Below are 25,314 nucleotides of genomic sequence, written 5' to 3'. Positions count from 1 at the left end.
AGCGGGTGTTATAGGCATGTATGCTAATCAACATATAGAACAAATGGATAGGGAGTCCATGCAGGAAATGCAGCTGGGGCTTTTGCAGAAGCAGTTGCGCTGGGCAGAGGAAAAGAGCTTTTTTTACCAGCAGTCCTTTGCCAAGGCCGGCGTGAAAGCAGCGGAGGTAAAGTCCCTGGAGGATTTGCGCCGCTTTCCCTTCCTGCACAGCAATGAGCTGCACCAGATTGACTCCCTGGATATCCTAACGTTGCCTATATCAAGTATCCTGCGTTTCACCCACATGCAGCAGATGGCAGGAGAGCTGCTGAGGCTCTATACCAATGGTGATATTGCCCACAATGTGGAGATGATGACCCGCTGCCTGGTGGGGGCGGGCATTACCAATACTTCAGTGGTGGCTCTGCAGGGAGACCTCTCTGACAGCCGCCTGCTGGATGTGCAGTATGCTCTGGAGATGATTGGCGCCACGGTGGTGCCAATGGGGGTTGATTATCGTCAGTGGCTCAGGCTCATGGAACTGGTGAGCATGGATACCATTGTCACTACGCCCCAGCTGATTATGCAGCTGGTGATACAGCTGCAGGCTCAGGGCAAGAATATCATTGATTTCCCCCTGACCCAGATTATCTGCATGACCCCCACGGGCATACAGAACCCCATGCAGCGCCATATCCAGGACCGCACCCGGGCCAGGGTTTTCAATCTGTACTCCTCGGCGGAGCTGGGCACGGCAGGCATGCTCTTCCAGTGTGAGGCCCGCAGCGGGCAGCATATTCAGGAAGATTACTTCTATCCGGAAATCATCGCCTTCAACAGCGATATGCCGGTGACAGACCCTCACCAGATGGGGGAACTGGTGGTGACTTCCCTGCAGGCTGAGGCCATGCCCCTCATACGCTACCGTACAGGCCAGGCCGTCAGCATGATTGAGGAGACCTGTTCCTGCGGGCGCACCCTCAGAAGGGTGACCACGCCTTTCAGCTTCGGCTGATAACTTCGTAATATGAGCCTCCCTCACAGAGGGAGGCCTTTTTATGCTGAACGTTGTAGAAAGGTATCTGAAATATGACAGCCAAATTAGATTTTATCGTAGGCCGTTCGGGTACGGGCAAGACCAGATACTGCCTTGATTCCATCTGCGCCGCCATCAAGGAGGCGCCCCTGGGTGACCCCCTGGTGCTTTTGGTGCCGGAGCACATGACTTACAAGATGGAGCGCCTGCTGGCTGAAGCTCTGCCCAAAAATGGCAGCGGCTTCATGCGGGCAGTTGTGTTCGGCTTCCGCCGCTTTGCCCGTCAGGTATTGTTGGAGACAGGGGGGGCGGGGCTGCCCCGCATCAGCGATGTGGGACGTCAGCTGCTGCTGCGCAAGCTCCTGCTGAAGCACCAGCAGGCAGGTGACCTGACGGTCTTTGCCCGGGCTGCCAGGCAGCGGGGCTTTACGGACAGCCTTTCCGGCATGATCAAGGAATTGAAGAGCTACCGCCTGCCCACAGAGCTCCTGCGGGAAACGGCAGCTGGCTTGGGGAAGGGGCGCCTTTCCGGCAAGCTCACGGAAATTGCCCGCCTGGTGGACGATTTTCAAGAGGAAATGCAGGGCCGCGCCAATGACAGCGAGGATTTGATGGCCCTGCTGGCTGCCAAGATTCCCAGGTCCACCACCCTGAAAGGTGCGGAAATCTGGGTGGACGGCTTTACTTTCTTCAATCCCCAGGAAATGGAAGTGATGGGAGCCCTGATGTCCGCGGCGGCTGCCGTCCATGTGACTCTGCCCCTGGGAGGACATAACCTGCCCGGAGGTGCTGTGAATCTGAAGCTGCCGGAAAATGAACTGGATACGGGACTTTTCCATCGCTCTTATCAGACTTTGGAGGCATTGAAGGAGGTTTGGCACGGGCTGGGAGGCGGCAGCTTTGGCGTGGCTTTGCTGGAGAGGGGCCAGAGGGCCAAAATTCCTGCCCTGTCCTTCCTGGAAAAGCATCTTTTTGCCACTGGGGAAGTTGTGTGCGAGGATAGCAGGGGCTTGCGGCTGGTGGAAGCAGCCAACCGCCGCCTGGAGGTGGAGGCCCTTGCCTCGGATATCCTGCGGCTGGCCCGCTCCGGCTGGCGTTATCGTGACATAGGCGTGCTGGTGCGGGATGGCGAAGCCTATGACAGTCTTCTGCAGCTGGTATTCCAGGAGTATGGCATCCCCTATTTCTATGATGGCAAGCGCCCCAGCATACATCATCCGCTGGCAGAGCTGCTGCGCTCGGCGTTGGAGACTTTGCGCCAGGGCTGGCGCTATGAGTCTGTGTTCCGATGCCTGCGCACGGGCTTCTTCCCCTGTGTCAGAGACGATGTGGACAGGCTGGAAAACTACGTGCTGGAATTCGGCATACGGGGCAAGGGGCGCTGGACCCAGGAAGCCCCCTGGAACTGGCATCGTCGCAGGAGCATTGAAGGGGAGGAGGAACTGGAGGAAAAAGAGGCTGAAAGGCTGCTCTATCTGGACGGCCTGCGCCGGCTGGCAGCCCGTCCCTTGATGCATTTGGGCGAGGCGCTGCATGAGGCGAAGAATGTGCGGGAGATGACAGCTGCCCTCTATGAGTTCCTGGTGGAGCTGCAGGTGCCCCAGCGCCTTTCTGAGTGGGAGGAGCTGGCAGAGGCCGAGGGCCGTCTGGCAGATGCGGCGGAGCACCGGCAGATTTGGGAGGACTGCATGGAGCTCTTCGACCAGCTGGTGGAAATCAGCGGCGGGGAGGCCATGGGGCTCCTGGACTACGAGGCAGTGCTCAGCGCCGGCCTTGATGCCCTGAAAATCTCCCTGATACCTCCGGGCCTTGACTATGTGACCCTTGCCTCCTTTGACCAGAACAGCCTGGATAATACCCCGGCCCTCTATATCCTGGGGGCCAATGTGGGCATCATGCCCCGGCGCAGCAAGGAGCAGGGGCTCCTGACAGATGCGGAGAGAGTGCATATTGCCGATGTCTTTGCGGCCAGAGCCAAGGCGGGCAAGGGCAAATATGCGATTTCCCAGGGCAGCCAGGAGAGAAGCTTTGGGGAGAGGTTCCAGCTTTACCGTGGCTTTTCGGAAGCCAGGGAATATCTCTGGGTGTCCTATGCCCTGGCGGACAGCGAAGGCTCCGGCCTTCAGCCGGCCTCCCTTGTGCAAAGGCTCAGGAAGTTCTTCCCGGAGGCAGAGTTCCTTTCCATTCCTCTGGAGACGGTGGAGCGGGAGGATGAGCTGCTGCTCTCTGCCCCGGGACCTGCCCTCTCCGGACTGGCTTCCGCTCTCAGGGGCCAGAAGGAACTGGGCAATATGCAGCCCTTCTGGCAGGATGTATACAACTGGGCCAGGGAACAGCCTGAGATGAAGGACGCCCTGGAGCTGGCTCTCGCCGGACTTTTTGCCAGAGGGCGGGCAGAGTTCCTGCCACCGGAACTGGCCCGGCAGCTCTTCCTCAGCGGCGGGAGGCTCAGGGGCAGCGTCACCCAGTTTGAGCTTTTCAGCAAATGTCCCTTTGCCCATTTTGCCAGCTATGGCCTGAAATTGCAGGAACGGAGGGAGTACAAGTTCCGCTCTTTGGATCTGGGGCAGCTTCTGCACGCAGTTCTCAGCAGCTATGGCAGGCTGGTGGGGGAAAAGTACCATAATGAGTGGGGGGCAGTGCCGGAGGAGCAGCGCGGAGAAATCTGCTATCAGCTCATTGAAGAACTGGCTCCCAGGCTTCAGAGCGAGGTGCTGCTGAGCCGTGACAACTACCGCCACCTCAAGCGCCGGCTTCAGGCCACGGCAGAGCGGGCAGTGGGGCAGCTCACGGCCTGGGCGGTGCTCTCCAAATTCCGTCCTGCCTTTTTCGAGGAACACTTTGGCGGAGCCGGGGACAAGGTGCGGATGAAGCCTCTGCCCTTGGAGGGGGGATACTCCCTGTCCTTCAAGGGGCAGATTGACCGTCTGGATGTGCGGACGGATGCTCCCTATTATCTGGTGATAGACTACAAGACAGGCCAGGCGGCCATCAATGTCTTTGAGGTGTATTATGGCCTGCGGCTGCAGCTTCTGGCCTATCTGCTGGTGGCCAAGGAACTACTGGCCCAGCAGGGGGAGCAGCGCCTGCCAGCAGGCATGCTGTATGCTTTCCTCCAGAATCCCCTGATCAAGGGCAGGGAGAAGGGCAGGCTCTCCGGGGAGGAACTGCAGAAGCAGGTGAAGATGAAGCTGCGCATGCCAGGCTGGGTGGTGGCTGACCGGGAAATCATCGAGGCCCTGGAGGCAGGAGCCCAGGGGGAATATATCTTTGCCAAGGTCAAGGAGGGCAAGGGTGAGGAGGAGATATCCTTTGTGCCCCCGGACAGCGTGAAGAAGCCTCAGGAGTTCGAACTACTGCTGGCCTACGTGGAGCATATCCTAAAGGAAACGGGCAACAGGATCCTCGCCGGAGAAATAGCTGTCAGCCCCTACAGGCTGCGCCATGGCAAGCAGGAAGAAAACGCCTGCACCTATTGCCAGTTCAAGGATGTGTGCGGCTTTGATACCAACCTGCCCGGGTGCAGCTACAGGGACATCAGGCCGGAGGAAGCAGCTGTTCTGGAAGATAAGATGGCAGAGCTGATGGGAAGAGAGGATTGGAAGACAAATGGAGTACACTGACGACCAAAGGAAAGCCATCGAGGAGCGGGGCCGGAATATCCTGGTGGCCGCTGCTGCAGGCTCAGGCAAGACCCGGGTGCTGGTGGACCGCATCATAGGACGGCTCTTGCGGCGGGAATGCAGCGTGGATGAGCTGCTGGTGGTGACCTTCACCAATGCAGCTGCGGCAGAGATGCGGGAACGTATCGGTGCCTCTCTGGAGGCGCGGCTGCTGGAAGCAGAAACGGCAGAGGAAGCCGGCTGGCTGGACAGGCAGAGCGTGCTGCTGACGGGGGCTTCCATCAGCACTTTCCATGTGTTCTGCCAGCGGATAATCCGCCAGCATATCGAAGCCATTGATGTAGACCCCCAGTTCCGTCTGGCCAGCGAGCAGGAAATGGTGCTCATGAAGCGGGATGTGCTGGAGGAGATGCTGGAGGAGCATTACCGGGAACCGGAGAGGGAGAGTTTTGGCTCAGAGGAGGAATATCTGGCAGCTTGCACAGGCTGGCAGGAATTCCTGGCCTTTGCGGATGACTATGGCAACGACCACGGGGATGAGGAAGTCTACAAGGCTGTCCTGAGCCTCTATGAGTTCAGCCAGAGCCAGCCGTTGCCTGAGGCCTGGCTGAAGAAGCAGGCGGAAAGGTATCAGGCTGCCGAGGGACAGAGTATCTGGGAAACTTCCTGGGGAAGAGAGCTTTGGGCAAGGCTGGAGGAAGGGCGGCGGAACCTTGAGGCCCAGGCCGGGGAATTTGCTCACTGGCTGAAAGAGGGAGCCTTGCGGGAAGCTGGCACTCCTGACAGGAAGGCCGTAGAGGCAGCTCTTGCCCCTTATGGGGAGGTGCTTCAGACTACCCTCTCCGCCATTGAGGACATTTTCCAGGCAGGTCAGGACTGGCAGGGCCTATCGGAGGCTTTCCAATCCTTCAAGCCGGGGAAGCTGTCTTCTGCCAAGGTCTATAAGCCTTTGAAAGAGGATTACCCTGCCCTGAGGGAAACTTTTGACGCAAGGCACAAGGCCTTGAAGGAAGCAGCCAAGGCTTTGGGTACGGATTACTTCCGCTATACCGAGGAAGAGACCCTTGCCATGCTGGCAGAGTGCGGACCCACCATCAGGCGGTTCACAGACCTGGCCCTTGACTTCATGGCAGCCCTGCGCCGGGCCAAGCAGGAGCGCAATGTGCTGGACTTCAACGACCTGGAGCATTATGCCCTGCAGATTCTCTGCGCTGATGAGGAGGGGCTTTTGGCAGAGGTGCCCCGCTATGTGCCCAGCGAGGCGGCGCTGCAGTGCCGGGAAAAGTACGTGGAAGTCATGGTGGATGAGTATCAGGACACCAACAGCGTGCAGGAGGCCATCCTGTCGCTGGTGGCCCGCCCCCGCTGCCGCTTTACCGTGGGGGATGTGAAGCAGAGCATCTATCGCTTCCGCCTGGCCAATCCATATCTGTTCCAGCGTCAGTATGATTCCTTTCCTTTGGAGCCGGGGGAAAATGATGAAAACGAGCTCATCACCATGCGGCAGAATTTCCGCAGCCGCAAGGAAGTCCTGGCACCTGTCAATTTCATCTTTGACCAGGTCATGCACCGGGAGCCCATGGAAATAGAGTATGATGAGCAGTCAAAGCTCTACCCTGGGGCAGATTTCCCGGAGGAAGAGGGGAGCATGAAAGGTGGCGTGGATATAGACCTGATTCTCGCAGGCAGCAGCGGGGAGAGTGCAGCAGATGAGGAAGAAGAGGAAGCAGAGGAACTGACCGGCTTTGCCCTGGAAGCCAAGCAGATTGCCCTGCGCATTGAGAAGCTCATAGAAAAAGCCCCCAAGGTCTACGAGGGGGGCAAATACCGCCCCCTGATGTACAGGGATATTGCGGTGCTGTTGCGGGCGGTGAAGGGGAAAGCTGAGATATTGCTGGAAACCCTGCGCAAGCACAGCATTCCTGCCTATGCCGATGTCAGCGGGGGCTACTTCAAGGCGCCCGAGGTCAGCCTGATGCTGGATCTTTTGAGCATTGTGGACAACGCCCGCCAGGACATTCCCCTGGCTTCGGTGCTGGCCTCTCCCCTGGGGGGCTTTGCCATGGAAGACCTGGCCAAGCTCAGGCTGGCCTCTGATGAGGAAGACCTCTATGGAGCCCTGCTCACAGCCCAGGCAGTGGAAAGCGGCCTGGAGCCTGAACTGTCTGCCAGGGTGGCAGCTTTCCAGGAGAAGCTGGCCTCCTGGCGCAGCTTTGTGGTGAGTCACAGCGTGCCGGAGCTCATCTGGAAGCTCTATCGGGAAACTGGTTACTACGACTATGTGGGGGGCCTCAGGGGAGGACTCCTCAAGCAGGCCAACCTGCGCATGCTGGCAGACAGGGCGGCTGACTATGAAAAAACCAACTACCGGGGGTTATTCCGCTTCCTGCGCTTCATCGAGGAGCTGAAAAAGCGGGAGACGGACCTTTCCACGGCCCGCACGCTGGGGGACAGCGAGAATGTAGTGCGCATCATGAGCATCCACAAGAGCAAGGGGCTGGAGTTCCCTGTGGTCTTTGTGTCCGACCTGGGCAAGCAGTTCAACCTCAGCGATGCCAAGGGCACCTTCCTCTACCATCAGGAACTGGGCATCGGTCCCCAGCTGGTGGAGCGCAGCCAAGCTGGACGGCAGCAGTATCAGACCTTGCCCTGGAAGCTCATACAGCAGCGCCTGACAGCTGAATCCAAGGCCGAGGAGCTGCGTGTGCTCTACGTGGCCCTGACCCGGGCCAAGGAAAAGCTCATTCTCACAGGTGTACTGAAAGCCGGGGAAGAGGACATGGAAAAGGTCATGGGCGGCTTATGCCGGAGCGTAGGCCGGGAGGAGGCTGCACTGCCGGAAGCTGCCTTGAAGTCCGCCAAATGCGCTTTTGACTGGATTCTCCCTGCCGTGGCCCGCCATCAGGCAGGCAGGAAATTGCGGGAACTGGCTGGCCTTGCCCCGGAACTCCTTGACTGGGGTTTGGAGCTGGAGCCTGGGGCAGAATTCAAATTGAACCTTATTCCGGGCAGTGAGCTGCAGGGGGAGGAGCAAGCTGAAGAGCTGGCAGATGAGCTTATGCAGGCCGTGGAGGCAGGGGAACCCCTGCCGGATACAGAAAACAGGGAGGCTGTGCGGGAGCGTCTGGGCTGGCAGTACGACAGCCTGGGGCTGGAGCAGGTTTCTGCCAAGGCTACTGTCACGGAGCTGAAATCCCGCAGCTGGCAGGAACAGGCCAGGGAAGAGCCGTACTCCCTGCTGCCGCTGGGAGAGCAGAGCCAGGCTGCTCCTGCGCTGGAAGAAGAATGGGCCCGTCCCCACTTCCTCCAGCAGAAGCAGGAGAAAAAGACCTTCACCCCCGCCGAGCGGGGCACTCTCATGCACACTGCTCTGCAACATATAGACTTCAACACACCCGCCGATTTCACAGCCGTGCGTCGGCAGCTGGAGAACATGGAAATGGCAGGTATTTTCCAGCCCGGGGAAAGGCAGGCTGTGGACGGAGGAAAGATTGTCAATCTCCTGTCTTCCCCGCTGGGTGAAATGTTGCGCAAGGCCCGCAGCATCTACCGGGAGCAGCCCTTCTGCCGCCTGCTGCCCGCCAGCCGCTTCTATCCAGAGGCAAAAGACCCTGAAGCAACTATTTTCCTGCAAGGCGTCATAGACCTGCTCTTTGAGGATGAGCAGGGAAAACTGGTGCTGGTTGATTACAAGACGGACAGGGGAATCACAGGAGAGCAGGCTGTAGGACGCTACAAGACTCAGGTAAGCCTCTATCGGGAATCGGTTGAAGCATTGCTGGGGCGCCAGGTGGACAGATGTTATCTTTATCTGCTGCAGAATGGTATTATGGCCGAATGTTAAGGAGACGCTGAATAGATCAGTGTTTCCTCAGATGTTTGATTAGGGGGGGCTGGCTGTGCTTGAAAAAGGCCGCATTGCCTGGCATATTTGAAGGGAACTGTGCAAGCCTGCCTCTCATCTGCTTGGTGTGTATTGCTGCCCGTCCTTCTGATTGCATTGCAGGTTTGCGTCAATGGAAGTTTTGATATGGCCTCAAGAACGTATGGAGTAAATCCTCTGCTGGCTTATATCAGCAATATTGGCGGCTGCATAATGGTGATGCGCATAATGCAGTGGCTGGTAAGGGAAAGTGAAGCATTCCTGGTGGAAATGGGCAGGCGTTCCATGGCTATTTATATTTTGCACCCGCTGGTGCAGATTATTATTACTGATATTTTGCTTTCAACGATTGTAGAGGGGGATTATGGGACTATTTTCTACGTTTGGCAGGCGGGGATGCCAATTGCGATTTTGGGCATCTTGCTTCCCATATATGTGTCCCGCCATTGGGCGCAGAAACCTTTTTTGCGTTATTTGGGACTCTAAGGGCGGGGGGGGATTAGAGAATTGTTATGCGATGTTGTATAATAGTTGTGTTAAAATCCTTAAAACGAATAGAGGCATGAGATTGAAGGTACGGAGGAACTATGGCAAAAGAAATAATGAAGGATGTGCTGCTCCTGGGTCAGGGGCCGATGCAGCTGACCAAGAAGATATATCTATAGCTGAGGACTTGCTTAATACAGGAACAATGTGAATAGTTCAGCGCAAACACCGCAGTTTAGATGCTATCATCATAAGCTGTGGTTATTTTGCTGTTATGCCGTTGCTTTTCCAGTTTTGTTGAATGTTTTGTGGCTGTTTCTTGGATAGCTTCTTCGTGGCCCACGACAGCTGCGAAGGGGGAGAACTGGGCGGCGCGCTTTTCCATGGGCATAGGCGGGTGCTGGGTGAAGGTGGGGCGGGGCAGGTGTATGATGTCGCTGTAGTGGCTGGTATTTTCGTTCATGCCTTATGGCCTCCTATCTGCTGGTTCCGTTCCACGGTCATGGCTCCCTCTTGCAAGTTGGTTGCTTTCAGGATGGCGTTTTTGCCGTATTTGTGCTTGATGGCAAGCATGGCGTGCTGGAGGGATTTTTCCTTGTGCTCATCCTGAGCCTTACGCTGCTGTTCTTGTCGGATTTCCGCGTAATCAGTGAAAAGGTCAAGCTGTTCCGGGGCGGCCTGCTTCTTTTGAGTCAGCTGGCGCTCATCCAGCACATGATTGGCCGTCACGGTGACACGGCGCACCAGCAGGTCTGGCTGAGTGATGCGCTCATACAGGCCCACTACGGCTTCTAATATCAGTTTGCTGGAAGAGGTATGCCTGCCCAGATTTACGGAGCCGTGGGCCGCCTTGGGGACTGTTCTGCCGTAATGGTCAACGTGCATTTCTCCGCAGTAGCCATGCTTCATGTTTTCTATGTCGTAGCCGATATTGAGGACAATCTGGTCGGTGACCAGCCCCTTGTCTACCAGGTCAAGCACCAGCAAGTCGGTCATTTCCCACACTATGAGCCTTGCTTTATCATGGGGGTATGGTTTCAGCAGAACCTGCCCGGAGCCGAGGCTGCTGGAGGCGGGGCGATAAGCTTTTATGGCCTCGATGGTGCATGGCTCCCAGCCCCAGGCATGGTCGATGAGCAGCTCAGCATTTACGCCAAAGAGCTTGTAGAGCAGTTCTGCGTTATGGTAGTCTGTGGCTTTGCCTAGGGAACAGCGGGCTATATCTCCCATGGTCAGCAGCCCGTGTTCACGGAGCTTCCTGGCGTAGCCCTTGCCCACCCGCCAAAAGTCGGTGATGGGGGTATGAGACCAGAGTTTCTGCCGATAGCTCATCTCGTCCAGCTCGGCGATGCGGACTCCGTCCTTGCCAGATGAGGGCATTTTCTTTGCCACGATGTCCATGGCGATTTTAGCAAGGTAGAGGTTGGTGCCGATGCCGACAGTGGCGGTGATGCCAGTTTCTTCCAGCACCTCCCTGATCATGCGGCGAGCCAGCTCGTGAGCAGTCATGTGGTAGGTCTGCAGGTAGGGCGTCACATTCATGAAGACCTCATCCACGCTGTAGCTGTGAATGTCATCGGCAGAGATATAACGGAGGTAGATTTCATAGATGCGGGTGCTGTAGTCCAGATAAAGTGCCATGCGGGGCTTGGCAACTATATAGGATAGAGCGAGGGCGGGACTTGCCTGAAGCTCGTTTATGTCGCAGGATTCTCCCTCCAGTATATGCTTCGGAGCCTTGGCCTGGCGGAGACGGTTGGCGATCTTTACTTTCTGCACCACCTCGAAGAGCCGCGCCCTGCCGGGGACACCGAAGGTCTTGATAGCGGGAGTGGCCGCCAGGCAGATGGTTTTTTCCGACCGGCTCTCATCTGCGACCACAAGGGCGGTAGTAAGAGGGTCAAGACCGCGTTCCACACATTCCACGGAGGCATAGAAGGACTTGAGGTCGATGGCGATGTAGGTTTTATCCATATTCGTAAATCCTTGATTTTCGCATTTTAGTTTGAGGTGCCGATTGGCGTCCAAGATTTCTCTATGCGTTTATCTTATCAATTTTTGAAGGTGGATTCAATCGGGGAAGCTGGTCGTTTAACCACCTCTTTAGAGTTATTGAAATTGTCGCATGGCAGGCGACCTGACGCCCCCTTATCTTCGGTAGAATAAAGCTATCAAAGAAAAGGGGGCGTTTGCAATGAAGAAGGGGTTAACTGAAATCGTGTTCATTCTGGACAGGAGTGGATCTATGAGCGGCCTGGAGGCAGATACCATTGGCGGCTTCAACTCGCTCATCAGGAAGCAGCGGAAGGAACAAGGGGAGGCCATTGTTTCCACTGTGCTGTTTGATGACAAGTGCGAAGTGCTCCATGACCGGGTGCCGATGGACAAGGTGCAGGAGATGACAGAGGAGACCTACTTCGTCCGTGGTTGCACGGCACTTCTGGATGCTGTGGGTGGTGCTATTCACCACATTGGCAACATCCACAAGTATGCCCGTGATGAGGACAGGCCGGAGAAGACAATCTTCATCATCACCACGGATGGCATGGAAAATGCCAGCCACCAGTATACCTTCAATAAGGTCAAGGCTATGGTGGAGAGGCAAAAGGAAAGGTTCGGCTGGGAGTTCCTGTTCCTGGGGGCAAATATAGATGCCATTGAAGCTGCCGGGCATATTGGCATTCACGCTGACCGGGCTGTGACCTATCAGAATGATGAAGCAGGAACAGCACTGAACTACGAGGTAATGGAAGAGGCAATACATCATGTGAGGTGTTGCTCTGAGCCATTGGGAGCCAGTTGGAAGCGCAGGATTGATGAGGATGCAAAGCGGCGCAGCAGAAAAAATTGAAAAGCTGTGCCTGGGCTGCCTGGTTACTTGCCGGGGAGCCCCTTTCTTTGGTGGTAGAGAATTGTTATGTGGTGTTGTATAATAGTTGTGTTAAAATTCTTAGAATGAATAAGGGCATGAGATTGAAGGGGCGGAGGAACTATGGTAAAAGAGATAATGAGAGATGTGCTGTTCTTGGGGCAGAAGGCCGAGGCGGCCACTAAAGAAGATATATCTATAGCTGAGGACTTGCTGGACACTCTCCGTTTCCATAGAGAACACTGTGTCGGCATGGCCGCTAACATGATTGGGGAGCGAAAAGCCATCATTGCCATAGCCGAGGGAAACAGGTTCACAGCTATGCTGAATCCGGAGGTAGTGAAGAAATCTCCCAAGACTTATAAGGCCACGGAAGGCTGCCTTTCCATCCCCGGGGAGCGTGAAGTGGAGCGTCACGACTGGATTGAGGTCAAATACAGGGATATAGCTTGGCGCAAGGAAAAGCGGAAGTTCACAGGCTTTGAGGCAGAAATCGTGCAGCACGAGCTTGATCATCTGGAAGGGAAGCTCATCTGATGCGGATTTACGTTGATGCTGATGCCTGCCCAGTGGTACGGCAGACGGAGCAGGTGGCCGAAAGATATGGTGTGCCTGTGACGCTTCTATGTGACACCAATCATGTGATGACTTCTGATTACAGTGAGGTACGCATCATAGGTGCCGGGGCAGATGCTGTAGATCTGGCATTGATAAATCTTTGTCAGGCTGGAGATATTGTAGTGACCCAGGACTATGGTGTGGCAGCTATGGCCTTGGGAAAGCGTGCCTATGCCATACATCAGAATGGCTGGTGGTATACGGCCGAAAATATCGACCGCCTGCTGATGGAGCGGCACATGGCCAAAAAAGCCCGGCGCGCCAAGAAAAAGGTGCATCTAAAAGGTCCTGCCAGGCGTACCGGGGCAGATAACGAGAAATTTGTGGAGGGGCTTGCCCGTCTGCTGGAGGTGGTGAGGAATAGCGATGGATTGGCTTAAACTGGAGATATACATACCAGAATCTCATTTCCCGGCTTTGCAAAAGGCATTGCAATCAGCAGATGCCGGGCATATAGGCAATTATGACAGTTGCCTTTCTTATTCCCACGTCAAGGGTACATGGAGGCCGCTTAAAGGAGCCAGACCATATATTGGAGAGGAAGGCACCGTGAGTGAGGCAGAGGAACTAAAGGTAGAGGTAAATGTCCGCAAGGACAAGCTGGAGAGCACCTTGCGGGCTATAAGAAGTGTTCACCCCTATGAAGAACCTGTCATAAATGTAATTCGGCTTTATGCATTTGGGAAGGAATGAAAATGACCATCATAAGTGTAGTTTTCTTTATCATCTTGCTGTTTCCTATTACATGAAAAATATAAAGCACACTGTTTACCCTGAAATATAATGGCAAACGGTGTGCTTTATAAGAAATTTTTTGGGTGGGAACTCAACTTAGTTGTAAGCGAGATTATTCATATGGGCAATTTTTATGACATTTTCCATTGAAGTTGATGCGAGACGAGATATTTTTTCGTAGGGTTCATGTTCGCGTAGCATATTTAGAACAAACTCTGTAGTCTTTGCATCAGCGACTTCTTCAGCCCTTACTTCCATAGCCCTGTTCCAATCCCATTTGAAGCTAACCATATCGAAAACCTCCTGTTCCTTCTTGGCGAAGTAGTCAGCCAAAAGGTTGTGTTCTTTGCAGTATTTGATAGCTGAGGCGATGGCCTGGTGGAGAGTCTTGCCAGCGGCCACTTCGGTGCGTACCTGGTCAACGAAGATGCTGTAGCACTTGAGGTCGTGGCATTTCTGCAGGAGCTCGCTGTTCTTGGCGTAGTTGATATTGAACACCGCGACCACGAGTTCCAGGGTATTCTCATTCTCCTCGAAGGCATCGGAGAGCCGCATGGTCCACTTTGCCGGGGCATCGTCCTTGCCGTTGTAGAACATGTAGAAATGTGGTGCGGGGAGAGGGATGCGGGTCTTCTTGTAAGGGGCATCCGGATTTACCTGCTGCCTGTACAGCTTGGCAATATACCATAGCATCCGCAGGGGCATATTTTCAGAGAGGGTTGACTGGTGCTCCATGAGTATGATGTGCTGGTTGCCAGCCATGAAGCTGATGTCATTCTTTATGTCCTCGAAAAAGGTGCCCCGAAGGGTGGTGATCTTAATGTCGCTCAGCGGTACGAGCTTCCCGGTCAGCGCCTTGTAGATGCGCTGCAGACGTCGCTTGTCTATTGAAGATGTTCCTGAAGAGTGAATCTTTGTATGTACGTTTGGCCTTCATATGATGTCTCCCTTCTATGATGATTATACCATGAAACCAGCGGGGAAGGAAGATTGTCTATGCCAAGAATCACTCTTGCAAATCATTAATAAATATGCTATCTTATTCAAAGCTAGTTGCAAGAAGTGTCTATGTGTTTGTAAGGAGTGTTTGGGATATGGTTTTTCAGGAAAGAAAAATGATGTCCGGCGCCTTTATGTACAACTTAAATAGACATGTGTCCACAGGGGGGGCATAGCTGGCGCGTAGCTGAAACTATTCAGAATAATGCGCCCATAGTTTCCCTTTGTAATTTCATAGGCATAAGTATAAGCCAAGTGCATTTTTGAGCACTTGGCTTATTTTGGTGTCCAAAATAAATATTTGCCAACTATTTGTTATAGGATGGCCCTAGGAGGATTCAGATGATCATCACCAAGACTCCCTTCCGCATCAGTTTCTGTGGCGGTGGCAGCGATATGGAAGACTTTTACAAGGAACATGGGGGGTGCGTGCTCAGTACCACCATCAACCGCTATGTGTACCTTATCGTGCACCCTTATTTTGAGAAGGGACACACGGTGCTAAAGTATTCCGAAAATGAGCTGGTGGATAATCTCCATGACATCCACCACTCCATCTTCCGTTGCGTGCTGAGAGATATGAACATCAACGGGGTGGAGATTACCAGCACCGCCGATATTCCCAGCGGCACCGGCCTTGGCTCCTCCAGTTCTTTCACCGTGGGTCTTCTGCACACCATGTACTGCTATCAGGGCAAGTACGTCAGCAAGGCCCGCCTGGCAGAGGAAGCCTGCGAGACAGAGATAGAGAAGCTCGGTGCTCCCATAGGCAAGCAGGATCAGTATGCGGCAGCTTTTGGCGGGCTGAATTTCATCACCTTCCGTCCCAATGGCACGGTGGGGGTGGAGCCACTGATAGCCCACAAGAAGACTCTGGGGAAACTGCAGGAAAATCTGGTGATGTTCTATACAGGGCTGAAGCACGATGCCAATAAAATTCTTTCGGAACAAAAGAGCAATATAAGCCAGAAAGCCAAAGCCGAAAATCTTCAGCGCATGTGTGAGCTGGCACATGTCATGAAAGATTCTGTGGAAAAGGGGCAGTTGGAGGATTTCGGCAGCATTCTGGATGAGAGCTGGCAGAAGAAGCGGGAGCTGGCAGGCAGCATTTCCAACTCCTACATAGATGACCTCTATGAATGCGCCATGAAGAACGGTGCCATGGGCGGCAAGCTTTTGGGCGCTGGCGGCGGCGGTTTCCTGCTGTTCTACTGCCCCAGGGAAAAGCAGCCCCGTCTGGCCCAGGCCTTGAATCTGGAGACATTCCCTTTCTCCTTTGAGTATGATGGCAGTTCCGTGGTGTATATCGGCGACAAGTATTGGGAGGAAAACTGATGAAAGCATTAGTAATTGGCGGTGCCGGCTTTATCGGCAGTCATCTTTGTGAGGCACTCCTGGAGGACGGCCATGAGGTGGCCTGCCTGGACAATTTCTCGCTGGGCAACAAGGACAATCTCCGTCAGGTGCAGGACAAGGAGAATTTCAGCCTCTACGCTCTGGATGCCTCTGAGGGAGAAAGCTTACGGGCAGCCTTCAGGGAGATTCAGCCTGACTATGTGTTTCATCTGGCAGCCAACTCAGACATCCGGGCCAGTGCAGAGAATCCGTCCGTGGAGTACAAGAACACCTATACTACCACCTACCAGATACTGCAGTGCATGAGAGAGTTCGGCGTAAAGCGCCTTTTCTTCGCTTCTACCTCTGCCGTCTATGGTGACAAGCGGGATGTGCTCCTGGATGAGAATACCCCGAATCTTGCTCCTGTCTCCTACTACGGCGCAGCCAAGCTGGGCAGCGAGGCCCTGCTCAGCGCCTACTCCTACATGAATGATCTCTCTACTCTGGTATTCCGCTTCCCAAATGTCATAGGCCCTCACCTTACCCATGGGGCGGTGTATGACTTCATCCACAAGCTGAAGAGAAACCCCAAAGAACTGGAAATTCTTGGCGATGGCCGCCAGACCAAGCCTTATATCTATGTGAAAGACCTCATTAGGGCTATCATGTTCTTCCTGGACAAGGTGCCCCAGGGGGTGACTATCTACAACGCAGGTGTAGAAGGGGCCTCCAGCGTCACCGGCATGGCAGACATTATCTGCGAGGAAATGGGCCTCCATGATGTGGCCTACCACTACACTGGCGGCGAAGGCGGCTGGAAGGGGGATGTGCCCCGCTTCAACTACTGCCTGGACAAGATACATCAGGCCGGCTGGAAAGCCGAACTGAACTCAGACGAAGCCGTGCGCAAGACCGTGCAGGACGTACTGAAGGAGGTCTAAGCCTTCCCCTTTGGGGAAGGGGGACCGCGAAGCGGTGGATGAGGTGGTCGCTTGGCAGCAGCCGCAACTTGTTGGGAGAGAGCATATTGACAAGAGAGTATACAGCAGTCATCCAGGCCGGGGGCAAGGGCACCCGCATGAGGGAACTCACTGGCGACAGGATACCCAAGCCCATGCTGGAGCTGGGCGGCAAACCCATGATTCAGTGGCAGGTGGAGAACCTGAAAAAATACGGCATCAGAGAATTCGTTTTCATCATCGGGCATTTAGGTGAGAAGGTCAAGGATTACTTCGGTGATGGCACAGCCTTTGGCGTACATATCAGCTATGTGGAGGAGAATGAGCCTTTAGGCTCCGGCGGCGCTTTGTGCTATCTGAAAGACATGGTGGGGGCAAGTGATGTCCTGCTGGTCTTTGGTGACGTGATGTTTGACATAGATGCGCCCAGGCTTCTGGGCTTCCATGAGGAAAAGCAGGCAGGAGTGACCCTGCTGGTGCATCCCAATGCCCATCCCCAGGATTCTGATTTGGTGGTCATGGATGAAAACAGCAAGGTCTTGCGCTTTGATTTCGCCAAGAATCAGAGGGATTACTACTATGACAACTGTGTCAACGCAGGCATCTATGTGCTGGCAAATGAGGTCATAAAGTCCCTGGGTGAGCCTGCTCCGCTGGATTTGGAAAAGGAACTTTTCAGATCTGCGCTGGAAGATGGGAAAATATACGGCTATCGTACTACAGAGTATGTCAAGGATGCAGGCACGCCCAAGAGATTCCGGGCCGTGGAAAGGGAGCTCCTGCAGGGCGTCTGGCAGAGCAGGAATCTTGAGAGTCCTCAGAAATGCGTATTTCTTGACAGGGATGGCACCCTCAATATCTACAAGGGCCTTATCAGCAGCCCAGAAGAGTTGGAATTGGAAGCAGGTGTAGCAGAAGCCATCGCCCTGCTGAATGCCGCAGGCTATCTGGCCATCATTGTCACCAATCAGCCTGTGGTGGCCCGTGGACTTTGCAGCATGGAAGAGGTGCGGGAAATCCACAAGAAGCTTAGTGTCCTCTTGGGTGAGCAGGGGGCATATCTCGACGATATGATTTTCTGCCCCCACCATCCGGACAAGGGCTATCCCGAGGAAAATCCCGCTTACAAAATTCCCTGCCACTGCCGCAAGCCTGACACGGGCATGGTGGAGGAGATGGCAGAGAAGCACCACGTGGATATAAAGAGCTCCTGGTTCGTAGGGGATACCACGGTGGATATCAAGACCGGGCAGAATGCAGGGCTGCATACAGCTTTGGTGAAGACAGGTGAGGCAGGGAAAGACGGCAAGTACGAAGTGCAGGCAGAGTTGGAAGCAGAAAACCTGTTGGATGCAGTGAAAAAGATTTTAGCAGAAAGGAAGCCACAATGAAAGACTACACTAAAAAGATAAGCTCATACATCGACCAGGAAAAGCAGGTGCTGGACACCATATCCCAGGAGGATATCAACCAGGTGATGAACCTGCTGGAGGAAGCCCGCTTGAATGGCCGCCGCATCTTCACCTGTGGCAACGGCGGCAGCGCTAGCACGGCCTCCCACATGGTATGCGATTTCAACAAAGGCGTGAGCCTCAATCAGGAAACTAAATACAACTTTGAATGCCTCAGCGACAATGTGGCCGTCATGATGGCCATTGCCAACGACATCAGCTATGACGATATATTCGTCATCCCCCTGCAAAACAAACTGCAGAAAGGTGATGTGCTCATCGGCATTTCCGGCAGCGGCAACTCCGAGAACGTGGTACGGGCTTTTGCCTATGCCAAGGAAAAGGGGGCCAAAACCATCGCTATGACCGGCTACTCTGGCGGCAAACTGAAAGAGATGGCTGACTATAGCCTCCATGTGAATGTGGATAATATGCAGATTGCCGAGGATGTCCACCTTATACTCAACCATTTGATGATGTATATACTTGCAGGTGAGTGAAGTTGAGCAGCAGTCTTCTTGAGACATATATCCCTTATAACCAAGGGGGGAAGGCACGTATCCTCTTCCTATTCGAGGTAGCTTCCTTCTGGCCATCCTGGGAGTCTGTTTACGAGGCTTTTCAAAAGGACAAGCGGGCAGATGTACGTCTGGTGCTGATGAGCAGGAGAGCCATCGAGCGCTCCCAGCTGGTATCTGCCAAAAGCTTTCTGGAAGAAAAGGGGTATGCCTATGAGCTGGATCAGGACTTTGACTTTAGGGGTTACAGGCCTCATGTGGTCTTCATGCAGAGTCCATATGACCTGACCTTCCACACTCCGGACATGCTGGCCCTGAGTTTCAGGAAGCAGGGCAGTCGGGTGGTCTACATTCCATACGGCATCGAGATAGCAGATACAGTTACCGCCCGCCGCGACCACTTCCAGAACTTCGTGGTGGAAAACTGCTGGCGCATTTACACCAGTTCGAAAAGCATGGCGGAAGAATACAAGAAGCACTGCATGAACTACAGGGCAGTGAGGGCTTTGGGTTCGCCTAAGTTTGACTACTGGTCGGGCGGGACGAAAGAGCTCCTGCCCATAGCAGCCAAGGCTCATGCACAGGGCAGGCAGGTTGTGCTTTGGAAGATGCACTTCTCCAAGGATATCATAGACAAGGGCGAGCGGGTCATGATCACCCCGGATCTTGACGAGTATCTGGATTTTGCCAGAAGCTTGGACAGCTATGAGAATCTGGAGTTCATTTTCCTGCCTCACCCCAAGATCCTCCATGGCATCGAGGCCTATGATGTGAAGGGGGATGATGAGCTGATCAAAAAGACTGTGGCTCTGGTGGCCCTGCTGCGCAGTCAGGAGAATGTCCTGATTTACGAGGGGGACGACTATCGTCCGGCTCTTGCTTCGGCAGATGCCATCATGCTTGACAGAAGCGGCACCATGGTGGAAGCAGCCATGACCGGCGTGCCTGTCCTCTTCACGGAGAATGAGAATTACAGGGAAGTGTGGACACCGCCTGTCAAGGCTTTGACCGGAGGCTTTGCCAAGGGCACCGGGGCCAAAGATATGGAGAAGTTCCTGGCATCGGTGCAGGCCGGAGAAACAGAGGCGTATCTGGGCTACAAGGAAGCTCTTGAGCAGGAGTTTCCCAAAGCCGATGGCAATTGCGGTTTCCGCATCAAGGAGGATGTGCTGGCAGGTTTGCAGGAGGCGCCCCGCCAAATTCCACGCATAGCCCTCTATGCCACAGGCCGCATCTGCCGCTACTATCTGGAGCAGAAGGACTGGCAAAAAGGCATTGAGATTGCCGCCGTCATTGACTCCAACCCGAAGAATTGGGGAAAGGAATTCTGCGGCTATATAGTAGCTCCCCCCGAGCAGCTGAAGGAAATGGATTATGATGCCCTGGTCATCATGTCGGATTTTTTCTATCACGAAATCAAGAAGTCTCTGGTCTATGAGATGCGGCTGGAGGAGCGGAAGATTTGGCGGCTGGATGAGTTTGTATGTGAGATTAGAAGAGCTGGAGAGAATTGGGAGGATTCAATTCACCATGGAGTATAGGCATCGTGTTGGCCAGGTTAGGGTGGCTTTTATCTTTCAGGCAGGCTCCTTTTGGCCTTCTTGGGAAAGCGTCTGGGAGTCAATCAAGCAGGACAGTAGATTTGAAGCCTGCCTGTTTCTGGTGCCTTGGAGTGAAGAAGCAGGGGATAAAGATCAGATGGAACACGGGGAAGAGTTCCTGCGTGAAAAGAGGATATCCTATGAGATCTTCACCAATGAGGCCATCAATGCCTTTGCTCCTCATTGGCTGCTTTATCAGACACCTTATGAGAGATGGCATCGTCTGCCTGAGGCTTGGTCTGCCCGCTATCGTCTGGCGGGCAGCCGCATTGCTTATATTCCCTATGGTATCGAGATTTCTGATACGCCTGAGTCCAGAAATATGCACTTTGCTCAGCCTCTGGTGAGGAATGCCCAGGCAATCTTCGTTATGTCCGAAATCATGAGGGAAGAGTATCTCAAGTACTGTCTTAATCCAGATGCTGTGCAAGTCACAGGCTTGCCTCGCTTCGATGCCCTGCAGAGAGAATTTCCTTTGCATGAGGACCTTGAATCCAGGATTGATGGCAGGAAGGTTGTTCTCTGGAAGGCTCATTTTCCCAAGGAATTCCAAGAAGATGGTAAGACGAAGACTGCCACGCCGGATTTGGAAGAATATTTGGCTTTTGTTGAATATGTGCGTCAGCATGAGGACTTGTTCTTCATTTTCTTGCCGCATCCAAAATTTGTGGGCAAGTCTGTGCCAACCCGGCTGCGAGCCATAGCCAGAAGGCTTTTGGATACGTTGAGCAATTTGTCCAATGTGTATATAGACCAGCAGGAGGACTACCGTCCTTCACTATTGCGGGCGGATGCCATTATCGTAGACCGTAGTGCAGTCATGGTGGAGGCAGGTTTGAAGGGAATCCCTGTCCTTTATATGTGCAATGCGGACTATGATGAGCCTATGACAGCGCCCGTGCAACCTCTTTTGGAATCCTATGAGAAGGGATCCGTAGTTGAGGATATGACTGCTTTTTGTGACAGACTGCTTCGGGGAGAGGATGAGGGCAGAGAAAAGAGACAGAAAGCCTTTCATAAATGCGTGCCCTATTTGGATGGCAGATGCGCACAGAGAATACTAGATTGCCTGTGGAATGGCGCACGGAATAGTGAACCTGTCGGCCTTCCAGATAGATTCCTTCCCAACACAAGGCTGGTCGTCTTTGGTGCGGGAGAGGCATATAAGTTCACCTTGGCGCAGCTTGAAGCGCGGAGGGATAAATCCATTTCCCTTAAGTATCTGGCAGAAGATGTCAGCTCTGTAGTTGCTGACGATTTTGACTATGCGGTGCTGGCCGCAGAAAATGGCTTCCTTGAGAATTACGGTATCCTACGGCAGACTGGCTGGTCTGGGGAAAAAATTCTGGGCTTTGATCAGGCAGTGACTCTGGTCAAACAGCAGAAAAGCTGCAAATGCCTGGGGCTGGTATCCGTGGTCATGACGGTATTTGGTTGGAAGGAATACCTTCCTGAGGCTGTACAGTCCATACTTGATCAGACATATTGCAGTTTTGAACTGCTTGTGGTGGTGGAATACGGGGCAGATATGAAAGTGGTGGAGACACTGCTGGATTTTGCCCACAGGGACAGCCGTTTGCATCTGTATTTCAATGACAGCAGACTGGGACTGGCAGAATCTCTGAATAAAGGTATCCGTGTGGCCAAGGGGAAGTATATTGCTCGCATGGATGACGACGATGTATCCAGTCCTCAGCGGCTGGAGCGGCAGGTGGAATATCTGGAAGCCCATCCTGAGATTGGCTTGTGTGGCACTTTGCAGGAGTCTGTTACCCCAGAGAAGACTGATGTGACATATGCTCCGTCAGAGCCGGAACTGCTGAAAGCCGAGATGCTCTTTGGCTGTCAGCTGAGCCATACTTCGGTGATGCTGCGCAGGCAGCTTTTTGCAGAGAACGATTGGTTCTATGACGGCACTAAGCTGGCAGAGGACTATGATCTTTGGATGCGCATTCTGGACAAGACCAGCATGAGTAATATCAATGAGCCTCTGGTAAAGCACCGTTTCGGCTTTGGCAATATTTCGCTGGAGAAAGGAAACAGGCTCTCGGAGGAGTTTGCTCTTAGGATCCGGCACAATGTAGAACATTTCCTGAAGGTTGATTGCAGCAGTTACAGCGCTGAAGCTTTTTGCTCCTGGCGCAGATTCCCCAGCAGGCTTGCAGAAGGGCAGCTCATCGATCTGCTGCTGGAAGAAGTAGACCTTCTTCAGCGTATGGATGAAGCCAACAGGATTTGCGGCTTTGCCGATAATAAGGCTTTTGTCAGGATGCTGATGCGGAGATTCCGCTGGTTCTACTACGAGACAGCCAGACAGACCGGCATGTGGGAAATGTTCTGGCTGGTCAAAAAATATAATGTGCAAGGCAGCCTGACTTTCCGGGAAAATTTAGCAGCTTGTTTTGCCTCGCTTGGACGCTTGGATAAAGATTGCGAGGGAGCCAGCCTGATGCTAAAGAATCTGCTAAGTCTGCCTCAGGGCAGCAGGATTGTCCTCTATGGTTTAGGCGAGTCCTATCAGCGGATGCTGGGCAAGTGGGGCAGACAGGCTGTAGCTGCTGGTTATAACATCCTTGGGGTTATGGATGCTAAGGTCAGAACTAAAGAGTTTCCCATGTTGGAGTTATCTCAGATGGAGAATCTGGCTTATGACAGAATCCTCATTTCCACGGGCAAGTATTTCCAGGAAATACGCAGCAGGCTGATGGATAAAGGAATCCCGCAAGAAAAGATTGGCATGATGGATCAGCTGTGGCTTACCTTGCAGGAGAAGATACGCATTGTATTTGTGTTCCAGGTGCCATCATTCTGGCCTTCTTGGGAATCCCTATACAATGAGTGTCTGAACGACAGCAGGTTTGAGGTGCGTTTGCTTTGGATTGATGATCTTTCCTGCGGTGACAAGGCCCAGATGGAAAATGGCCGTGAATTTCTTGAGGAGATGGGGCTTTCCTACCAGATCTTTTCTCCCCAGGAGGTGCTGGAGTACCGTCCTCACTACATGGTCTATCAGACACCCTATGACAAAGGGCATCGCCCACTGGCATATTGGACTATGAGGTACAAGCGAAATGGCGCACGCATTGTTTATATTCCCTATGGGGTAGAGATTTCAGATACGATGGAGTCGCGTTATAAACATTTCACCCTGCCACCTGTACTTAATGCTTTCCGCATCTATGTGATGTCGGAGGCCATGGAGGAGGAATACAAAAAGCAGTGCACCAATGCTGCAGCAGTCCGCCCATTGGGGTTGCCAAGATTTGACGCCTTTGCCCATAGGGAGTGCTTTCCGCTTCCTGATGGGTTGCAGAAGAAAATAGGTGGGCGCAAGGTGATTCTTTGGAAATCACATTTCCCCAAGGTGTTTCCCAGTGGTGGCAGGAAACTGCAGGCCACACCAGATTTGGATGAATTTTTGAAATTTGTTTCATATATCCGCACACATGAGGAGCTTTTCTTTATCTTCATGCCTCATCCCAAGTATACAGACAGCACCATTGAGCCAGATCTGCGTGAAAAGGCAGTCAGGCTGTTGGAGGCTTTAAAGACCTGTGACAATGTATATGTGGATATGGCAGATGACTATCGTCATACACTTATGCATGCAGACGCAGTGATGATTGACCGCAGTGCAGTTATGGTGGAGGTAGCTGCCCTGAAGTGTCCGGTGCTGTACCTTTATAACGCCAATTATAGAGAACCCATGACAGCACCGATTCAGAAACTGCTTGATTCTTATGTATGCGGTACCAAGGCAGAAGATATGGCTATGTTCTGCGACCAAATTCAAGATAAGGAAATTGCCCGGCAATTGACAGCTAACATTGCGTCGGAGGCATGTTTGCCACTGCTGGATGGGCAGATAGGGCACAGGATAAAGGAAGACCTTTGCCAGTCCGTAATAGAACCGTCTAATAGCAGGGCTGTGAGGATGGTAAGCAAGGATACTCGTCTGGTTATCTTTGGAATAGGCGACATTGGAGACTACTGTGTCAGACATCTGGAAGGACATGAATGCGGAAATATTATTGCCTATACGGATAATAACAAGAAATGTCAGGGACAGCAGAAGCATGGTATTGAGATAGTTTCTCCAAGTGACTTGCCAAACATGGATTACGATTATGTGATTATTGCTACAGAGCGTTACTTTAATGCCATTTATCATCAGCTGGTTGAGGATTTGAAAGTACCATTGGAAAAAATCATGAATTATGACGAGTATCTGATGGCTTGTATATATGTCTAAAGAAGGATGAGAGGCAATGGAGAATCAGCAGGACGAACTTTTGAGCGAAAGGGAGCAGCTTTTGGCTGCTATAGATAAGTCTGTGGAGCGGTGGACTTGGGACAGATATCAACGCATGGAAAAGCAGCTCCTTCCAAGACTCAATAAGGAGATTGACAAAAGGATAGAGCGATGGACTTGGGACAGGTATCAGCGCATTGAGAAGCAACTTCTTCCAAGAGTTACTGAAGATATTGATAAAATATCAGAGAAATGGACTTGGAATAGGTACCTGCGCATCGAGGGGCTAATATGGAATCTTCTTTTCGAAATAAGGCCGGAAATGATGAAGGATTCTCTTGGGGATTCTGCTGTGTATGATTTCGATTTCTATTTGCGCAACAGATACGGGTCAGTTCATTCTGCTATTGCCATTCTTCGGTTAGTATTTCAATGGCTTCCACATAAGAGTATCGTGGATTTTGGTTGCGGTATAGGTTCTTGGCTGTGGGTGGCAAGCGCTTTGGGTTCTCAGGAGATTCTAGGATTGGATGGTCCATGGGTGCCCAAAAGCATGCTCATGATTCCTGTGGGTGATTTTAGACCTACAGACTTGCAGGAATCTGTGACTTTAGAGAGAAAATTTGACCTTGCTATGTCGTTGGAAGTGGCCGAACATCTTCGCCCGGAGTCAGCAGATACTTTCGTGGCAAGCCTTTGCCGCGCATCTGATATTATTCTCTTCTCTGCCGCACACCCAGGACAAGGCGGCGATGATCATATCAATGAGCAGCCAAGGGAATATTGGGAAGAAAAATTTGGAGCTCATGGATACAAGTCGATTCTTATATGGAATTATATTTCGGAAGCAAAAGGCAAGGCGGAAAAATGGTATCAAGACAATTTGATATTGCTTGTACATAACGGTAAATATGAGGAAATAATAAGCCTGTTGGATAAGAGTGATAGATCTGTTGGGGGTAAGTAA

The 25,314-nt window shown here is 53.0% G+C and carries 18 protein-coding genes; 15 read left to right on the top strand and 3 right to left on the bottom strand.

The genetic code is table 11. From position 1 onward, the window contains the following. Window positions 1-16: 16 nt before the first annotated feature. The 4 genes from BLW59_RS08405 to BLW59_RS17970 all read left to right on the top strand — a co-directional run bounded on the left by BLW59_RS08405 (window position 17) and on the right by BLW59_RS17970 (window position 9,007). Window positions 17-994: a phenylacetate--CoA ligase family protein gene (locus BLW59_RS08405; protein ID WP_074697441.1), complete on the top strand. Its 978-nt coding sequence runs from the start codon at window positions 17-19 to the stop codon at window positions 992-994. 74 nt (window positions 995-1,068) lie between these two features. After that, window positions 1,069-4,638: a helicase-exonuclease AddAB subunit AddB gene (addB, locus tag BLW59_RS08400; protein ID WP_074697440.1), complete on the top strand. Its 3,570-nt coding sequence runs from the start codon at window positions 1,069-1,071 to the stop codon at window positions 4,636-4,638. Next, entirely contained in the window at window positions 4,625-8,482 is a 3,858-nt protein-coding gene (gene addA, locus BLW59_RS08395; protein WP_074697439.1) for a helicase-exonuclease AddAB subunit AddA, read from the top strand. The genes addB and addA overlap by 14 nt, the downstream gene beginning before the upstream one ends. 267 nt (window positions 8,483-8,749) lie before the next feature. After that, complete coding sequence (locus tag BLW59_RS17970) at window positions 8,750-9,007, top strand: hypothetical protein (protein ID WP_217634612.1); 258 nt, start codon at window positions 8,750-8,752, stop codon at window positions 9,005-9,007. A gap of 235 nt (window positions 9,008-9,242) precedes the next feature. Here the strand turns inward: BLW59_RS17970 and BLW59_RS08385 are convergent, their stop codons facing one another. Together BLW59_RS08385 and BLW59_RS08380 are read right to left on the bottom strand one after the other, a co-directional pair. Beyond that, entirely contained in the window at window positions 9,243-9,470 is a 228-nt protein-coding gene (locus BLW59_RS08385) for a hypothetical protein (protein WP_074697437.1), read from the bottom strand. Then, window positions 9,467-10,981 carry a DNA methylase gene (locus BLW59_RS08380; RefSeq protein WP_074697436.1) on the bottom strand — a complete coding sequence of 505 codons (1,515 nt, stop codon included), beginning with the start codon at window positions 10,979-10,981 and terminating at the stop codon, window positions 9,467-9,469. The genes BLW59_RS08385 and BLW59_RS08380 overlap by 4 nt, the downstream gene beginning before the upstream one ends. Window positions 10,982-11,201: 220 nt before the next feature. Here BLW59_RS08380 and BLW59_RS08375 point away from each other — a divergent pair, with 220 nt between their 5' ends. From BLW59_RS08375 to BLW59_RS18125, 4 genes are all read left to right on the top strand, one after another. Continuing rightward, the gene (locus BLW59_RS08375) at window positions 11,202-11,858 is read left to right on the top strand and encodes a vWA domain-containing protein (protein WP_029543178.1); all 657 of its coding nucleotides are present in this window, start codon (window positions 11,202-11,204) and stop codon (window positions 11,856-11,858) included. A 141-nt stretch (window positions 11,859-11,999) separates the two neighbouring features. Continuing rightward, on the top strand, window positions 12,000-12,413 hold the full coding sequence (locus BLW59_RS08370) for a peptide deformylase (protein ID WP_074697435.1): 414 nt from the start codon (window positions 12,000-12,002) through the stop codon (window positions 12,411-12,413). After that, window positions 12,413-12,874, top strand: a complete 462-nt coding sequence (locus BLW59_RS08365; RefSeq protein ID WP_074697434.1) for a YaiI/YqxD family protein — start codon at window positions 12,413-12,415, stop codon at window positions 12,872-12,874. The genes BLW59_RS08370 and BLW59_RS08365 overlap by 1 nt, the downstream gene beginning before the upstream one ends. A 169-nt stretch (window positions 12,875-13,043) precedes the next feature. After that, complete coding sequence (locus BLW59_RS18125; RefSeq protein ID WP_318258445.1) at window positions 13,044-13,187, top strand: hypothetical protein; 144 nt, start codon at window positions 13,044-13,046, stop codon at window positions 13,185-13,187. 138 nt (window positions 13,188-13,325) lie between these two features. Here the strand turns inward: BLW59_RS18125 and BLW59_RS08355 are convergent, their stop codons facing one another. Then, on the bottom strand, window positions 13,326-13,991 hold the full coding sequence (locus tag BLW59_RS08355) for an Rpn family recombination-promoting nuclease/putative transposase (RefSeq protein WP_318258444.1): 666 nt from the start codon (window positions 13,989-13,991) through the stop codon (window positions 13,326-13,328). Between the two features lie 579 nt (window positions 13,992-14,570). Between BLW59_RS08355 and BLW59_RS08350 the strand changes: the two genes are divergently transcribed. The 7 genes from BLW59_RS08350 to BLW59_RS08320 all read left to right on the top strand — a co-directional run bounded on the left by BLW59_RS08350 (window position 14,571) and on the right by BLW59_RS08320 (window position 25,314). Then, on the top strand, window positions 14,571-15,563 hold the full coding sequence (locus tag BLW59_RS08350) for a GHMP kinase (RefSeq protein ID WP_074697432.1): 993 nt from the start codon (window positions 14,571-14,573) through the stop codon (window positions 15,561-15,563). Continuing rightward, window positions 15,563-16,507 (top strand): NAD-dependent epimerase/dehydratase family protein, encoded by a 945-nt coding sequence (locus BLW59_RS08345; protein WP_074697431.1) that lies wholly within the window; start codon window positions 15,563-15,565, stop codon window positions 16,505-16,507. Before BLW59_RS08350 ends, BLW59_RS08345 begins: the two co-directional genes overlap by 1 nt. An 86-nt stretch (window positions 16,508-16,593) precedes the next feature. Next, complete coding sequence (locus BLW59_RS08340; protein WP_217634611.1) at window positions 16,594-17,916, top strand: HAD-IIIA family hydrolase; 1,323 nt, start codon at window positions 16,594-16,596, stop codon at window positions 17,914-17,916. After that, window positions 17,913-18,476 carry an SIS domain-containing protein gene (locus BLW59_RS08335; protein WP_074697429.1) on the top strand — a complete coding sequence of 188 codons (564 nt, stop codon included), beginning with the start codon at window positions 17,913-17,915 and terminating at the stop codon, window positions 18,474-18,476. Before BLW59_RS08340 ends, BLW59_RS08335 begins: the two co-directional genes overlap by 4 nt. Window positions 18,477-18,478: 2 nt before the next feature. Next, window positions 18,479-20,035 carry a hypothetical protein gene (locus BLW59_RS17730; RefSeq protein ID WP_074697428.1) on the top strand — a complete coding sequence of 519 codons (1,557 nt, stop codon included), beginning with the start codon at window positions 18,479-18,481 and terminating at the stop codon, window positions 20,033-20,035. Beyond that, a complete protein-coding gene (locus BLW59_RS08325) occupies window positions 20,025-24,347 on the top strand; it encodes a glycosyltransferase (protein ID WP_074697427.1) in 4,323 nt (1,440 codons plus the stop codon). Before BLW59_RS17730 ends, BLW59_RS08325 begins: the two co-directional genes overlap by 11 nt. A 16-nt stretch (window positions 24,348-24,363) precedes the next feature. Beyond that, window positions 24,364-25,314 (top strand): class I SAM-dependent methyltransferase, encoded by a 951-nt coding sequence (locus tag BLW59_RS08320; protein ID WP_074697426.1) that lies wholly within the window; start codon window positions 24,364-24,366, stop codon window positions 25,312-25,314.

The sequence above is a fragment of the Selenomonas sp. KH1T6 genome (genome assembly GCF_900108415.1).
In the GTDB taxonomy this organism is placed as follows: domain Bacteria; phylum Bacillota; class Negativicutes; order Selenomonadales; family Selenomonadaceae; genus Selenomonas_B; species Selenomonas_B ruminantium_A.
This window is presented reverse-complemented; position numbering and strand designations above follow the sequence as displayed.

What these genes read in the sequence shown, in the direction of transcription:
- BLW59_RS08405 (WP_074697441.1), top strand. Translation starts at nt 17, where the DNA reads ATGTATGCTAATCAACATATAGAACAAATGGATAGGGAGTCCATGCAG.
- addB (WP_074697440.1), top strand. Translation starts at nt 1,069, where the DNA reads ATGACAGCCAAATTAGATTTTATCGTAGGCCGTTCGGGTACGGGCAAG.
- addA (WP_074697439.1), top strand. Translation starts at nt 4,625, where the DNA reads ATGGAGTACACTGACGACCAAAGGAAAGCCATCGAGGAGCGGGGCCGG.
- BLW59_RS17970 (WP_217634612.1), top strand. Translation starts at nt 8,750, where the DNA reads ATGCAGTGGCTGGTAAGGGAAAGTGAAGCATTCCTGGTGGAAATGGGC.
- BLW59_RS08385 (WP_074697437.1), bottom strand. Translation starts at nt 9,470, where the DNA reads ATGAACGAAAATACCAGCCACTACAGCGACATCATACACCTGCCCCGC.
- BLW59_RS08380 (WP_074697436.1), bottom strand. Translation starts at nt 10,981, where the DNA reads ATGGATAAAACCTACATCGCCATCGACCTCAAGTCCTTCTATGCCTCC.
- BLW59_RS08375 (WP_029543178.1), top strand. Translation starts at nt 11,202, where the DNA reads ATGAAGAAGGGGTTAACTGAAATCGTGTTCATTCTGGACAGGAGTGGA.
- BLW59_RS08370 (WP_074697435.1), top strand. Translation starts at nt 12,000, where the DNA reads ATGGTAAAAGAGATAATGAGAGATGTGCTGTTCTTGGGGCAGAAGGCC.
- BLW59_RS08365 (WP_074697434.1), top strand. Translation starts at nt 12,413, where the DNA reads ATGCGGATTTACGTTGATGCTGATGCCTGCCCAGTGGTACGGCAGACG.
- BLW59_RS08355 (WP_318258444.1), bottom strand. Translation starts at nt 13,991, where the DNA reads ATGGCTGGCAACCAGCACATCATACTCATGGAGCACCAGTCAACCCTC.
- BLW59_RS08350 (WP_074697432.1), top strand. Translation starts at nt 14,571, where the DNA reads ATGATCATCACCAAGACTCCCTTCCGCATCAGTTTCTGTGGCGGTGGC.
- BLW59_RS08345 (WP_074697431.1), top strand. Translation starts at nt 15,563, where the DNA reads ATGAAAGCATTAGTAATTGGCGGTGCCGGCTTTATCGGCAGTCATCTT.
- BLW59_RS08335 (WP_074697429.1), top strand. Translation starts at nt 17,913, where the DNA reads ATGAAAGACTACACTAAAAAGATAAGCTCATACATCGACCAGGAAAAG.
- BLW59_RS08325 (WP_074697427.1), top strand. Translation starts at nt 20,025, where the DNA reads ATGGAGTATAGGCATCGTGTTGGCCAGGTTAGGGTGGCTTTTATCTTT.
- BLW59_RS08320 (WP_074697426.1), top strand. Translation starts at nt 24,364, where the DNA reads ATGGAGAATCAGCAGGACGAACTTTTGAGCGAAAGGGAGCAGCTTTTG.